Source organism: Halomonas sp. A11-A, from assembly GCF_003182195.1.
GTDB classification, from domain to species: Bacteria; Pseudomonadota; Gammaproteobacteria; order Pseudomonadales; family Halomonadaceae; genus Halomonas; species Halomonas alkalicola.
The window spans coordinates 14,258-27,527 of the sequence record NZ_QGTM01000021.1; the positions used below are offsets into that span (position 1 = coordinate 14,258).

General features: G+C 66.7%; 17 protein-coding genes. 11 read left to right on the forward strand and 6 right to left on the reverse strand.

Annotated features, from left to right (window positions below):
* The first annotated feature begins 41 nt into the window (after positions 1-41).
* The 5 genes from metG (at position 42) to DER72_RS12390 (ending at position 5,945) form a co-directional block, all read left to right on the forward strand.
* Positions 42-2,078: a methionine--tRNA ligase gene (gene metG, locus DER72_RS12370; protein WP_110070295.1), complete on the forward strand. Its 2,037-nt coding sequence runs from the start codon at positions 42-44 to the stop codon at positions 2,076-2,078.
* Positions 2,079-2,082: 4 nt separating this feature from the next.
* Positions 2,083-2,868, forward strand: a complete 786-nt coding sequence (locus DER72_RS12375; protein ID WP_110070296.1) for an RnfABCDGE type electron transport complex subunit B — start codon at positions 2,083-2,085, stop codon at positions 2,866-2,868.
* Positions 2,869-3,366: 498 nt separating this feature from the next.
* Positions 3,367-4,002, forward strand: a complete 636-nt coding sequence (gene nth, locus DER72_RS12380) for an endonuclease III (RefSeq protein ID WP_110070297.1) — start codon at positions 3,367-3,369, stop codon at positions 4,000-4,002.
* Between the two features lie 96 nt (positions 4,003-4,098).
* Positions 4,099-5,181, forward strand: coding sequence for a hypothetical protein (locus DER72_RS12385; RefSeq protein ID WP_110070298.1), 1,083 nt, complete (start codon positions 4,099-4,101; stop codon positions 5,179-5,181).
* On the forward strand, positions 5,181-5,945 hold the full coding sequence (locus DER72_RS12390) for a YdcF family protein (protein ID WP_110070299.1): 765 nt from the start codon (positions 5,181-5,183) through the stop codon (positions 5,943-5,945). The genes DER72_RS12385 and DER72_RS12390 overlap by 1 nt, the downstream gene beginning before the upstream one ends.
* Before the next feature lie 7 nt (positions 5,946-5,952).
* Here DER72_RS12390 and DER72_RS12395 read toward each other — a convergent pair whose 3' ends face one another.
* From DER72_RS12395 to DER72_RS12405, 3 genes are read right to left on the reverse strand one after another with little or no spacing between them, the layout of a single operon-like run.
* The gene (locus DER72_RS12395) at positions 5,953-6,960 is read right to left on the reverse strand and encodes a TRC40/GET3/ArsA family transport-energizing ATPase (protein ID WP_110070300.1); all 1,008 of its coding nucleotides are present in this window, start codon (positions 6,958-6,960) and stop codon (positions 5,953-5,955) included.
* A gap of 7 nt (positions 6,961-6,967) precedes the next feature.
* A complete protein-coding gene (locus DER72_RS12400; RefSeq protein WP_110070301.1) occupies positions 6,968-7,270 on the reverse strand; it encodes a cory-CC-star protein in 303 nt (100 codons plus the stop codon).
* A gap of 14 nt (positions 7,271-7,284) precedes the next feature.
* On the reverse strand, positions 7,285-8,961 hold the full coding sequence (locus DER72_RS12405) for a carbon starvation protein A (RefSeq protein ID WP_110070302.1): 1,677 nt from the start codon (positions 8,959-8,961) through the stop codon (positions 7,285-7,287).
* A gap of 252 nt (positions 8,962-9,213) precedes the next feature.
* Between DER72_RS12405 and coaE the strand changes: the two genes are divergently transcribed.
* From coaE to DER72_RS12435, 6 genes are read left to right on the forward strand one after another with little or no spacing between them, the layout of a single operon-like run.
* A complete protein-coding gene (coaE, locus tag DER72_RS12410; protein WP_110070303.1) occupies positions 9,214-9,831 on the forward strand; it encodes a dephospho-CoA kinase in 618 nt (205 codons plus the stop codon).
* Between the two features lie 54 nt (positions 9,832-9,885).
* Positions 9,886-10,134 carry a type II toxin-antitoxin system Phd/YefM family antitoxin gene (locus DER72_RS12415; RefSeq protein WP_110070304.1) on the forward strand — a complete coding sequence of 83 codons (249 nt, stop codon included), beginning with the start codon at positions 9,886-9,888 and terminating at the stop codon, positions 10,132-10,134.
* Positions 10,124-10,408, forward strand: coding sequence for a type II toxin-antitoxin system RelE/ParE family toxin (locus DER72_RS12420; protein WP_110070305.1), 285 nt, complete (start codon positions 10,124-10,126; stop codon positions 10,406-10,408). The genes DER72_RS12415 and DER72_RS12420 overlap by 11 nt, the downstream gene beginning before the upstream one ends.
* A gap of 14 nt (positions 10,409-10,422) precedes the next feature.
* Positions 10,423-10,656 (forward strand): DNA gyrase inhibitor YacG, encoded by a 234-nt coding sequence (gene yacG, locus DER72_RS12425; protein WP_110070306.1) that lies wholly within the window; start codon positions 10,423-10,425, stop codon positions 10,654-10,656.
* Position 10,657: 1 nt separating this feature from the next.
* Positions 10,658-10,849, forward strand: coding sequence for a DUF2283 domain-containing protein (locus DER72_RS12430; protein WP_110070307.1), 192 nt, complete (start codon positions 10,658-10,660; stop codon positions 10,847-10,849).
* Positions 10,850-10,865: 16 nt separating this feature from the next.
* Positions 10,866-11,744, forward strand: coding sequence for a DNA replication terminus site-binding protein (locus DER72_RS12435; protein WP_110070308.1), 879 nt, complete (start codon positions 10,866-10,868; stop codon positions 11,742-11,744).
* Between the two features lie 348 nt (positions 11,745-12,092).
* Here DER72_RS12435 and DER72_RS12440 read toward each other — a convergent pair whose 3' ends face one another.
* The 3 genes from DER72_RS12440 to DER72_RS12450 form a co-directional block, all read right to left on the reverse strand.
* Positions 12,093-12,278 carry a hypothetical protein gene (locus DER72_RS12440; protein ID WP_110070309.1) on the reverse strand — a complete coding sequence of 62 codons (186 nt, stop codon included), beginning with the start codon at positions 12,276-12,278 and terminating at the stop codon, positions 12,093-12,095.
* Between the two features lie 109 nt (positions 12,279-12,387).
* Positions 12,388-12,798, reverse strand: coding sequence for an SRPBCC family protein (locus DER72_RS12445; RefSeq protein ID WP_110070347.1), 411 nt, complete (start codon positions 12,796-12,798; stop codon positions 12,388-12,390).
* A gap of 24 nt (positions 12,799-12,822) precedes the next feature.
* Positions 12,823-13,062, reverse strand: a complete 240-nt coding sequence (locus tag DER72_RS12450; protein ID WP_110070310.1) for a DUF2281 domain-containing protein — start codon at positions 13,060-13,062, stop codon at positions 12,823-12,825.
* Positions 13,063-13,270 lie beyond the last annotated feature (208 nt).

Below are 13,270 nucleotides of genomic sequence, written 5' to 3' on the forward strand. Positions count from 1 at the left end.
TACAATCGACGGCCTGATTTTCATGGGAATCCAGAGCCGACATGTCGACGACCGCCAAGCGCCAGATCCTGGTTACCAGCGCCCTGCCATACGCCAACGGCGCCATCCACCTCGGCCACCTGCTCGAGTACATCCAGACCGATATCTGGGTGCGCTTCCAGAAGAGCCGCGGCCACGAGTGCCACTATGTCTGCGCCGACGACGCCCACGGCACCGCCATCATGCTGCGCGCCGAGCAGGAGGGAATCACCCCCGAGGCACTGATCGATCGCGTCAGCCAGGAGCACCAGGCGGACTTCGCCACCTTCGGCGTGGCCTTCGACAACTACCACTCGACCCACTCCGACGAGAACCGCTACTTCAGCGAGCTGATCTACACCCGCCTGCGCGACAAGGGCCATATCGCCACCCGCGACATCGAGCAGATGTATGATCCGGTCAAGGGGCTGTTCCTGGCCGACCGCTTCATCAAAGGCACCTGCCCCAAGTGCAAGGCGGACGACCAGTACGGCGACAACTGCGAGGCGTGCGGCGCCACCTATACCCCGGCGGAGCTGATCGACCCGGTGTCGGCCATCTCCGGCGCCACCCCTGAGGTGAGAAGCTCCACCCACTACTTCTTCAAGCTGCCGGACTTCGCCGACTTCCTGCATGAGTGGATCAACGACGGCCACGTCCAGCCCCAGATCCGCAACAAGCTGGTGGAGTGGTTCGAGGCCGGCTTCAACGAGTGGGACATCTCCCGCGACGCTCCCTACTTCGGCTTCGAGATTCCCGACGCCCCGGGCAAGTATTTCTACGTCTGGCTGGACGCCCCCATCGGCTACCTGGCCAGCTTCAAGAACCTCTGCGACCGCAAGGGCCTGGACTTCGACGCCTTCTGGCACAGGGACAGCCAGGCCGAGGTCTACCACTTCATCGGCAAGGACATCGTCTACTTCCACGCCCTGTTCTGGCCGGCCATGCTCCACGGCGCCGACTTCCGCACCCCCACCGCAGTCAACTGCCACGGCTTCGTGACGGTGAACGGTGCCAAGATGTCCAAGTCACGCGGCACCTTCATCAAGGCCGCCACCTACGCGGACTTCCTGAACCCGGAGTACCTGCGCTACTACTTCGCCGCCAAGCTCACTTCCCGGGTGGACGACCTGGACCTCAACCTCGAGGACTTCGCCGCCCGGGTCAACAGCGACCTGGTCGGCAAGGTAGTCAACATCGCCAGCCGCTGCGCCGGCTTCGTCAAGAAGCTCGGCGGCGGCAGGCTCTCGTCCCACTGCGCCGAGCCGGAGATGGTGGCGCGTTTCATCGCCGCCGGCGATGAGATCGCCGAGTTCTTCGAGGCCCGCGAGTTCGGCCGCGCCATGCGTCGGGTGATGGAGCTGGCCGATGAGGCCAACACCTACATCGCCGACGCCGAGCCCTGGGTGCTGGCCAAGCAGGAGGGCCGCGAGCAGGAGGTCCTCGACATCTGCTCGGTGGGCCTCAACCTGTTCCGCCAGCTGATGATCTACCTGGCACCGGTGGTGCCGGCCATGGCCGAGGACGCCCGCGCGTTCCTCAAGCTCGACAGCCTCGACTGGCACAGCCGCCATTCGGTGCTGCTGGATCACGAGATCGCCAAGTTCAAGCCGCTGATGACCCGCGTGGAGCGGGAGAAGATCGACGCCATGATGGCGGCGTCAAAGGAGGACCTGGTGGAAGAACAGAAGCTCAAGGAGACCCCGAAGGGCCCCCTGGCCGAGACACCCATCGCCCCGGAGATCGGCTTCGAGGACTTCGCCAAGGTGGACCTGCGCATCGCGCGGATCGCCAAGGCGGAGTACGTCGAGGGCGCCGATAAGCTGCTCAAGCTGACCCTGGACCTGGGCGGCGAGACCCGCACGGTGTTCTCCGGCATCCGCAGCGCCTATGCCCCCGAGGCCCTGGAGGGCCGGCTCACCGTGATGGTGGCCAACCTCGCCCCGCGCAAGATGCGCTTCGGCCTCTCCGAGGGGATGGTGCTGGCCTCGGCCAACGACGAGGGCATCTACCTGCTCTCGCCGGACACCGGTGCCGAGCCCGGCCAGCGGGTGACCTGAGGCGGTGAGCCAGCGCGAGCGGATCGCGGCCATCGACGCCCTGCTGCCGCAGACCCAGTGCGGCAAGTGCGGCTTCGATGGCTGCCTCCCCTACGCCGAGGCGATCGCCGCGGGCGAGCCCATCAACCGCTGCCCGCCTGGCGGCGAGGCAACGCTTGTACGCCTGGCGGCGCTCACCGGCCTGCCGGTAGAGCCCCTGACGGAGCCCGCCCAACTGCCGCTGGCCGCGGTGATCCGCGAGGACGAGTGCATCGGCTGCACCAAGTGCATCCAGGCCTGCCCGGTGGACGCCATCCTCGGCGCGGCCAAGCGCATGCATACGGTGATCGTTGATGAGTGCACCGGATGCGAGCTCTGCGTGGCGCCCTGCCCGGTGGACTGCATCGATCTCGTCCCCCACCCTGCCTGGCAGGCTGCAAAGAGCGAAGCGCAGCGCGACACCTACCTGGCCCGACGTGCCGAGCTCGGGCGCAACCGCCACCGCGCCCGCCAGGCGCGCCTGGCCCGGGAGGCCAAGGAAAAGCGCCTGGAGCGCCAGAAGCGGCTGATGCAGCAGCGCCGCCCCGGCGGCTCGGGCCCTGCCACCGCAGGCCCAGCGGTGAAGCGACAGCGCCAGATGGCCCTCAAGGCCGCCGAGCAGGCCGTCAAGCGCGTGCAGCAGCAGCTGGAGAGCGCCCGGCGCCGCGGCGACGCCAACGCCGAGGCCACCGCCCGCGCCCAGCTCCCCGAGGCCGAGCGGCTGCTGGCCGAGGCCAGAAGCGCGCTTGAGCAGGCTGACACGGCCGATTAAGCGGAATCACACCGCTGGGCGAAGGCGAAGTCTAAATCGCTTCAACCTACTGGTCCCAGAAGGAGCAGGTCACGGTGATGGCGTGTTAGTCACCAAGGCCGGAGACTACTGGTGGGAGCTGGGCTCCGCCCGGCGAATGGCGCCGCAGGCGCCCAGCGGTGTCGCCATCCGTCTATTCGCCCCGCAGAGCGTGGCTCCCACCAGAAGCAACAGCCTCGGTGGCAGCAGGCAACTGATGGGAGCTGGGCCCCACCAAGCGAATGGCAGTGTTGCCACCGCCCCAAGCTACTAGTAAGAGATCGGCTCTGCCGAGCGAACGGCTGTGCCGCCACCGCTCCAAGCTACAGGTAGGAGACCGGCTCCGCCGAGCGAATGGCTGTATTGCCACCGCTTCAGACTACTGGTGGGAGCTGGGCTCCGCCCGGCGAATGGCGCCGCAGGCGCCCGGATAACTTACACAGCCCGAAGGCCGAGCTTCCGAAAAACGAAAAAGACGCCATGAACGCCCAGAAACGCTTTGAAATCTTCGCGCGGCTGCGCGAGCACAACCCCGAGCCCACCACCGAGCTCCACTGGACGACCCCCTTCGAGCTCCTCGCGGCGGTGCTGCTCTCGGCCCAGGCCACCGACGTCGGCGTCAACAAGGCCACGGCCCGGCTCTTCCCCATCGCCAACACCCCCCAGGCGATCATCGAGCTCGGCCTCGAGGGGCTCAAGGATCACATCAAGACCATCGGCCTGTTCAACACCAAGGCCGAGAACCTGATGAAGACCTGCCACCTGCTGCTCGACAAGCACGGCGGCGAGGTCCCCGAGACCCGCGCCGCCCTGGAGGCGCTGCCCGGAGTGGGCCGCAAGACCGCCAACGTCATCCTCAACACCGCCTTCGGCCAGCCCACCATCGCGGTGGACACCCATATCTTCCGGGTCTCCAATCGCACCGGTATTGCCAAGGGCAAGGACGTGGTCGAGGTCGAGAAGAAGCTGCTGCGCCATGTTCCGAAGGAGTTTCGCCAGGACGCCCACCACTGGCTGATCCTCCACGGCCGCTACACCTGCGTGGCGCGCAAGCCGCGCTGCGGCAGCTGCGTCATCGAGGACCTTTGCGAATTCAAGGAGAAGACAGAGCTGTAGGGCGCATGCTGGGGGCATGCGCCGAACGGCGGGTTGGCAGCCGCCGGCGGCTGGGCGAGGATAGGCCCATAACGACAAGAGCCCTTTCGGAGCCCCATGCCCATCCCACTCCACGACCGCCCCATCGCCGAGCGCATCGCGGCGCTGCTGGCCCTCTCCCGCCAGCACGCCGACACCTACTGCAGCCCCTCGGCCAGCCTGGCCCGGGAGCGCTACCTGGCCCGTCACCCCACCCGCCTGCTGGTGCTGAAGTGCATGGACGGGCGCATTCATATTCCCCACGCCACCCGTACGCCGCTGGGCATCATCACCCCCTTTCGCAACCTCGGTGGCATCTTCGACCTGGGCTGGCCCTACCTGGGGGAGCTGGTGACCGAGGCGGTGGCCGAGGGGATCCGCGCGGGCCACGGGTCGCTCCTGATGATCACCTACCACTTCTCCCGGGGGGAGCGGCTGCGCGGCTGCGCCGGCTTCGGCTGCGATGCCGGCGCCGCCCTGGCCCATGCCCGCGAGATCCGCGCCCAGGCCGAGCGGCTGTTCGGCACCGACCACCAGCACGTCTACCCGCTGGTATGCGGCTTCGAGACCGACTCAGACGCCCTGATCCTGCACGGCGAGGGAGAACAGACCCTGGATATCGGGACGTTCGAGGCCGACGACGGCGAGAACCTCGACCACCGGGTGGCTACGCTCTGCCCGGACATGCCGGCCGATATCCTCCGCGATCTGCTGCCGCTGCTCGAGGGCAACCTGGCCCATACGGCGAGCCTGCGCGGTGTGGCTCGCCAGCTCGATATCGAGCATCGCGAATGGGTGATCTGCGTAGGGCGCGGCTTCGACTTCCTGCACCTTCCCAACACCGCGCTGATCATCGGCCCCTACGGCCCGAGCCTGGCCGAGCCCATCGGCACCGCGGCCGACATCATCGATGCCAACATGGCCGCTGGGCGCATTCCCGATGACGGCCTCATGCTGCTCGCCTCCACCCCCTACCGGGCGGTGGGGGTGGATCGCGCCAGGGCCGAGCTCAAGTCGCACTTCCTGGCCGATTTCGCGAGCCGCGTGATCCAGGAGCGTCACCCCTGGCTCGCCGAGCGCATGCACCGCCACACCGCCGTGGTGCACTGGCCCACGCGGCGCCTCGACCTGCTCGAGACCGGCATCGGGAGGCCACGCTGATGGACGTGCTCAAGTACCTGGCGCTGCCGCCGCTGATCAACGTCCTGCTGGTGCTGGCAGGCCTGCTTCTGGGGGCCCGGCGCCTAGCCGGTGGGCTGCTGGTCGCACTCGGCCTCGTAAGCCTGCTGCTGCTCGCCACCCCCTGGGTCAGCCACGCCCTGCGCCAGGGACTCGAGCCCGCGCCGCTGGAGGGTCCCGGCACTTTGCGCGGCGCCCAGGCTATCGTCATCCTGGGGGGCGGGCGCGACTACGTAGCCCCTGAGTTCGGCTGGGGCGATGCCCCCTCCAACCCCACCTGGCGGCGGCTCGCCTATGGCGCCCACCTGCACCGGGGCAGCGGCCTGCCGATCCTGGTCAGTGGCGGGCGGGTCCATGACGAGCACAGCGCCGAGGCGAGTCTGATGGCCGCGGCGCTGCGCGAGGTGTTCGAGGTGCCGGTGCGATGGCTGGAGGGCGAGAGCCGGAACACCGCGGAGAACGCACGCTTCAGCGCCGCCATGCTGGCGGGCGCCGACATCGAGCGGGTGGCGCTGGTCTCCCAGGCCTGGCACCTGCCGCGGGCCATCGCCGAGTTCGAACGCGCGGGGCTTGCGGTGATCGCCGCGCCGACCGAGTTCGCCAGCGCGCCGCCGCCAGGGCTGCACGGCTGGATCCCGCGCGCCTACCACCTCAACGAAAGCACCCGCGCCCTGCACGAGTGGCTAGGGCGCGGTGTGCTGTGGGTGCGCGAGGCTCTGCTGGAGCGCCACCGCGGCGGCGCCTGACGCAGGGCTAGAAGCCCTCACCCTCCAGCCGGTCGGCCAGTTCCTCGAGGATCGCGATGCCCTGGACGTCGGTGGGCAGCCAGGGAAGCCGCGGGCGCGGCAGGTGGCCAAGCTCCTGATCGATGCGGGCCAGGTAGGTCGCCTCCTGCTCCCGGCGGGCGCGCAGGAACTCCCCGTCGGCATCCTCGGGAATCACCCGGTTGACCAGGGTGCCGGCCACCGGCACATGGGCCTCCTCGAGGGTCGCCACGGCCCGCGCCGTCTCGAGGATCGGCAGCCGCTCCGAGGTCAGCACGAACAAGAAGCCGGTCTCCTCGGCGTTCTCGATGCGCCGCCGCGCCCGGTGGAAGAGCCGCCGACGCTCGATCAGCGTCTTCGCTACGTCGCGGGTCTTGTCGTCCAGGTCGGCGAGCGGGTCCTCCTGGGGATCGTCGAAGGGGGTGGCCACGTCGCGGCCGCGCTTGGGGGTCAGGTGCGAGAGGACCTTGCCCAGCTCCTCCGACTTGCGATTGTGAGCCAGCAGGCCGTCGGTCCAGGCGGCCATGGCCTCGGGCAGGGTCAGCAGGCGCAGGGTGTGGCCGGTGGGCGCGGTGTCGAAGATGATCAGGTCCCAGTCGGCCTCGTCATCGGTGATCAGCCGCGACAACCGCTCCAGCAGCGCCGCCTCCTGGGTGCCTGGCGACTGCCGGGTCAGGCGCATCTGCCGCTCCAGCTCCTTCATCATCTCCGGGGCGGCGTAACGGCGCATCTGCTCGGTGACCCGCGCCAGGTGGGCCTCCACCTCGGCATCGGGGTCGATCTCCATGGCGTCGAGGTTGGGTAACAGCCGGCGCGGCACGTCGCCAAGCTCGCGGTCGAAGACGTCGCCAAGGCTGTGGGCCGGGTCGGTGGAGACCACCAGCACCTTCCTGCCCCGTCGCGCCGCCAGCACCGCCAGGGCCGCGGCCACCGTGGTCTTGCCGACCCCGCCCTTGCCGCCCACCCACAGCAGGCGTTTGTTCAGCAGTTCTTTCATCAGGGCCTCAGCAACACTTGAAATGATCCAGCGGCGAGCGCTCCATGCCCATACGCCGGTGCCAGTCGTGGAAGCGCTCCAGCAGCAGCGGCTGCAGCTCCAGGGTGTAATAGGCCGCCGGGTTGGGCACCCCCATCATCTCGGAGAACACCAGCAGCATGAAGAGGTCATCCTCGTCTCGACGGGCGCGGGCGATGGCGCCCCGGTAGCGGGAGGAGTAGACCTCCTCCGCGAAGAAACGGGCCTGGCTAAGCCAGGCCCGAATCCGTTCGAGACGAGGATCATGATCGCGGTCATGATCATCGTTCATGGGTCACTCCTTCATCACTTCTGCTCGGCGGCCATCTCCGCGCGGGAGCGCTTGAGCGCCGAGGCGCACTCCATGGCCACCATGATCGCGGCGATCAGCACCACGACATCCAGCACCAGCAGGAACATGTTGCCCTGCTGATAGAAGGTGCGCAGCTGGATCAGGAGCGCGGCAATGGTCATCACCAGCAGGAAGCAGAGCGGCGCCAGGGTGTACCACATCGGGCGACGCAGACGCACCAGCATCACGGTAATCACCAGCAGGGTCAGGCCCGCCAGCAGCTGGTTGGTGGTGCCGAACAGCGGCCAGATGATCAGGCCACCGGAGCCATCCGCGCCGCCGGCGCCGAAGGCCAGCAGCAGGCAGCTGCCCACGGCCAGGAAGGTGGCGATGGCCGGCTTCTTCATCCACTGCTGATTATAGATCTCGCCCCACTCCTGGAAGATGTAGCGCTGCAGGCGCAGGCCGGTATCCATGGTGGTGCCGGCGAACAGCGCCGCCATCACGGTGAGCAGGGTCGCCGCGGTAGCCTCGGGCAGGCCGATGCCGTTATGGATGATGAAGGCACCGCCCTCGACGAAGGCATTCACGCCGCCCTGGCCGAAGGCGCTGTACATCGCCTGCCAGTCGCCGAAGGTGGCGAAGCCGGCGGTGGCGGCCAGGATGGCGGCCAGGGCCAGCATGCCCTCGCCCACGGCGCCGAAGTAGCCGACGAAGCGGGCATCGGTCTCGCGGTTGAGCTGCTTGGAGGTGGTACCGGAGGAGACCAGGCCGTGGAAGCCGGAGATGGCGCCACAGGCGATGGTCACGAAGAGCAGCGGCAACAGCGAGGGCGTGCCGGCCGGTACGTTGGTGTTGAACGCCGGGGCCACCAGGGTCGGGTTCATCAGCACGATGGCGCCGTAGAGGATGATCAGGCCGATGAAGAGCTGCAGGCCGTTGATGTAGTCGCGGGGCTGGAGCAGCACCCACACTGGCAGCAGCGAGGCGATGGCCGCATAGGCGAACAGGATCAGGATCCACACCGCGTTGCCGGAGAGGCCGGCCACCTCGGCGGGCATCTGGATCGGCACCGAGGGGCCGATGCCGATCAGCGCATAGAGCGCCACCACGCCGATGATGGAGACCATCGGCAGGCTCAGCATGCGACGGTAGATCAGCTGGCCGATGATCAGCGCCACCAGGATGGCGCCCCACACCGGGACCACGGCGCTGGAGAAGTTCATCATCAGGCCCGCGATCACCACGGCGAACACCGCGTTGACCATCAGCAGCACCAGGAAGATGACGATCATGAAGATGCTGCGGGCGCGCTTGCCCACCACGTCGCCGGTCAGGGCGCCGACGGACTTGGCCTTGTTGCGTACGCTGGCCCAGATGGCGCCGAAGTCATGCACCCCGGCGAAGAAGATGGTGCCGAACACCACCCACAGGAAGGCCGGCAGCCAGCCCCAGATCACGGCGATGGCGGGCCCCACAATGGGCGCGGCCCCGGCCACCGAGGTGAAGTGGTGGCCCCACAGCACGAAGCGGTTGGTTGGCACGAAGTCGACGCCGTCCTCGTACTCGTGGGCGGGCGTCTTGAAGTCGGGGTCCAGTCGATAGATCTTCTCGGCAATGAACTTCGAGTACAGGAAGTACCCGGCAGCCATCGCGGCAAGACCCAGGACCAGAAGAACGATAGCACTCATGCGACTCTCCTAGCGGGAACGGTTGGGAAACCTGATGGAATCTAATGAGACTACGGATGCCTCCATAGGATATGACATCTCGCGATCCAATGGTCTTACCTTGCCCATGGCAAGTCCATGAGCGGGCATGAATTAACCGCCAACTTGCGCCTAAAGTCGTAGGAATGGCGCCCACTCGCTCTTCTCGCTCAAACTCCATAGACTGTATGGACCCACAGCATCGGCTGACGACAGCAGGGAGAGCATGACGGGATGATCATAGGCGTGACCGGCGGCATCGCCTCGGGCAAGTCCACCGTGGCCAGGGCCTTCGAGGCCCTGGGCGTGCCCTGGGTGGACGCCGACGACGTGGCCCGCGAAGTGGTCGAGCCCGGCGAGCCCGCCCTTGCGGAGATCCACGAGCGCTTCGGCCGGCGGGTGCTCAACGACGACGGCACCCTGAATCGCCGCGCGCTCAGGGAGATCGTCTTCGCCGACCCGGCGGAGCGCCGCTGGCTGGAGTCCGTCACCCATCCGCGCATCCGCGCGCGGCTGGTCGAGCACCTGGCGCGCCTCGAGGCCTCAGGCGCCCCCTACGTGCTGCTGGTCTCGCCGCTGCTGTTCGAATCCGGCCAGAGCGAGATGGCCGATCGCTGCCTGGTGATCGACGTCCCCGAGGCGCTGCAGATCGAGCGCACCGCCGCCCGGGACGACGTCGACGAGGCCCAGGCCCGCGCCATCGTCGCCGCCCAGATGCCCCGCGCCGAACGCCTGGCCCGGGCCGACGATGTGCTGGACAATGGCGGCAGCGAAGAGGAGATGCGCCGCCGGGTCGCCGAGCTGGATCGGCGGTATCGGGAGCTGACGAGCGAGCGATCCAAGACCTGTTAAAAGACTTTTAAAAGGTCTACAATGCTGGCAGTTGAAGCATAAGGAGTGATTCACATGCCCCATACCATCCTGGCTAACACCACCGCCAGCATCTCCGAACTCAAGAAGAATCCGATGGCTACCGTCGCTGCGGGCGAGGGCTTCCCGGTTGCCGTGCTCAACCGGAATGAACCCGCTTTCTACTGCATCCCGGCCGCTGCCTATGAGGAGCTGCTTGAGAAACTCGAGGATGCTGAGCTTAACCGGATAGCCGATGAGCGCAGCCAGCAACCTGAAATTGCGGTGAGTCTGGATGACCTATGAGTTACGCTTCCGCAAGGAGGCGCTAAAAGAGTGGCGAAAGCTGGACGGAAGTGTTCGCGCTCAGTTCAAGAAGAAGCTGACCGCCATACTGGATTCACCCTCAATTCCGGCGGCCCGTCTGCATGGCAACCGCGACAGATACAAGATCAAGCTTCGTAGTGCTGGTTACCGCCTCGTCTACGAGGTAAGAAACAATGAACTGGTTGTCGTCGTGATTGCCATCGGCAAACGCGAGCGTAATGACGTCTACATGAAAGCCGATAAACGACACTGACCCACAGGAGCCCCATGAGCAACACCCAACGCCCCCTGGAAGTCGCCTGCCCCCAGTGCCGCAAGAAGGTCGTGTGGAGCGAGAAGAACGCCTACCGTCCCTTCTGCAGCGAGCGCTGCCGCCTGCTGGATCTCGGCGCCTGGGCGGATGGCAGCCACCGCATTGCAGGCGAGCCCGCCATGGACGAGACCGAGATCGACGAGATGATCCTGCGCGCCGAGCGTGGACTGCAGGAGCGGGAGGGTTGAAATGAGAACCACCTATGACGAAGCAGACGATATCCTGGTGCTCCACCTGGCCGACAAGCCGATCGTGAAGGAGGCCTCCCAGGACTGGAACACCCATATCAGCTACGCCGAGGATGGCTCCATTGTAGAAGTCGTGATTCTGGAGGCATCCAAACAGGGTGCCTGGCCTCTGCTGAAGAGCGCTGCAGCGTGATTTCGCGTTGAGCACCATGCCACGCCCCGCGTACCGCCTGCTGGCCGAACTGGAGGCTGCCTTCGACGCCCTGCTCGAGGCTGCCGAGGCGGTGTCGGCCGCCTATCGCTACCGCCCCGGCGCCTGCTGGATCTTTGGCGAGCCGGAAACGGTAAGCGCCGAACGCGCTGAGACCTGGCTGCGCCACGCCCTGCTGGATGTCTGGTACCAGGATGGCCAGGACGGCCGCGCCACCCGCACCCATATCGGGCTGGTGGCCGCCGATGAGCCCCTGATGGACGCGGTGGCACGCACCAACATCGCCAAGGCCGACTTCGCCGCCCTGCTCGCCCGCATCAAGGAGTGCGAACCCGAGCTGATTCCCGAGGCGAAGGCGGTGCTGCCCTTCCGCCACCCGGAGCTGCACGATCACCTGCGCGGCCAGGGCCTCGCCAGAGTGCACCTCAAGCAGTGCTGGCGAGCGATCCCCGTGGCCGAGGCGCCCCTCGCCCGGGTGCGGCTCGCCTGGTACGCGAGCGGGCGCTCCATCAAGCGCCTGACGGTGCAGGAGGCGGAGCAGAAGCTGACGAAGCTCGATACGGAGGCCGCCCACGTGCGCATCCAGCTGCGCAAGCTCGCCGGCATCCCAAGCGCAGAGCCGCTGGCCCAGGTACAGCGCCAGGCCCCGCTGATGCGCGCCAACCTCTTCTACCGGGAGCCCCTCGACGACGGCCGCAGCCGCCGCGCCATGAACGTCGCCCTGCCGCTCTTCGTGCCCAGCCCCGACGGCCGCCTGCCGGACCACAACCTCCCCCCGCTCGCGCCCCCCGAGCAGCGCACCCGCGCCAGAAGGCGCGACGAGAAGCTCGAGGACGAGCCCTTCCTACCCAGCCTGCGGGTCTATCGCTACCGATAGGAGACCGGCTCTGCCGAGCGAATGGCTGGATAGCCACCGCTTCAAGTTACTGGTGGGAGCTGGGCTCCGCCCGGCGAATGGCGCCGCAGGCGCCCAGCGGTGTCGCCATCCGTCTACTTGCACCGCAGAGCGTGGTTCTTTAACTAAACTCACCCATCAATCAAAATACATTTAGTTAAAGAGCGCCAAGCCCTAGCCAGCGACCAAAGAAGCCACACATCCAAGCCACAGGTAGGAGACCGCCTCTGCCGAGCGAATGGCTGTATTGCCAGCGCTTCAAGTTACTGGTGGGAGCTGGGCTCCGCCCGGCGAATGGCGCCGCAGGCGCCCAGCGGTGCCGCCATCCGCCTATTCGCCCCGCAGAGCGTGGCTCCCACCAGAAGCAACGGCCTCGGTGGCTTGAGAGTCAGGATGGCCCGGCTCCTCGGAAGGGTCCTGCAGCCGCGGCATCGCAGCCACGCGCAGATCGATGTAGCGCAAAAGGCCAAGCTGCACGCCCAGGATGGCGAAGCACCACATAAGCCCCTTGATCATGGCGGATTCCTCTGTGAGGCCGGCGGCCTCGTCAAGGTCATGATAGGTCTATCGCGGCGGAAAAAGTAGATAGCAGCCTAATAGAATTTCTCCATCAGGCCTGAGGAAGCTATAGCCTCTCCTCCACCCGCTCGAGGATCTGCCGGCTTACCCGCCCCACCAGGGGTCTCGCCGCCTTGTTGACGGCCTTCTCCACCAGCTTGTTGCGCAGCACATAGGTGAGGGTCAGCGCCACCTCGGTGCCCTCCTTCACCGGGGTGAGGCGGTAGCAGCCCTGGTTCTCCACGCCGTCCAGCGACTCCCAGGAGAGCACCTCCGGTGCACGAGACTCGGTCACCGCCACGTCGAAGTGCCAGTCGCGGCCCACCGCCCGCACGTGCCAGCGGTAGCGGTCCTTCCCCAGCGGTTCGATGGCGTGGATCAGGTCGGAGTAGTCGGCAAAGTCCTCTACCCGCTCCAGCAGGGCGAAGACCCGCTCCGGCGGTGCCTTGAGGATCGCGCTATGTTCGATGGTGGCCATGGGGTCAATTACCATTTGAGAGGGTCATTGCCATCTTTCCTTCAGATCATCCTCAGAGTAGAGGTCGGGCTCGGCCTCGGTATCACGCATGGCCTGATCGATGCTCATGGCATGGAACTGCTGTTCAGACCAATCGAGCTGTTCCGCCTCTCCGGGATCGGTCTGGCCGTAGCGCTGCTCCAGGAAGGTAACGAAATCCATCACCTCCTGCTGGCGAACTTCCGGCAGACGGCTCACCTTAGCAATGAGTTCTTCAAGCTGCATAGTCACTTACCTCCCAGTGCTTGCCACCCCAAGAGCATTGCGCCCAGCATAGCAAATCGGGCATGCAAGCGCCTCTGGCGCCATGTCACAGCCCACACCGCTCGGCACCGCCCTCCATTCGCCATGGCAGCTCATGCCAGGACAGGCCCCTCCTGTGGCCCCAGGTCCCGTGACACGGTAAAATCCGCGCTTTCCGCGTTTCCAAGCA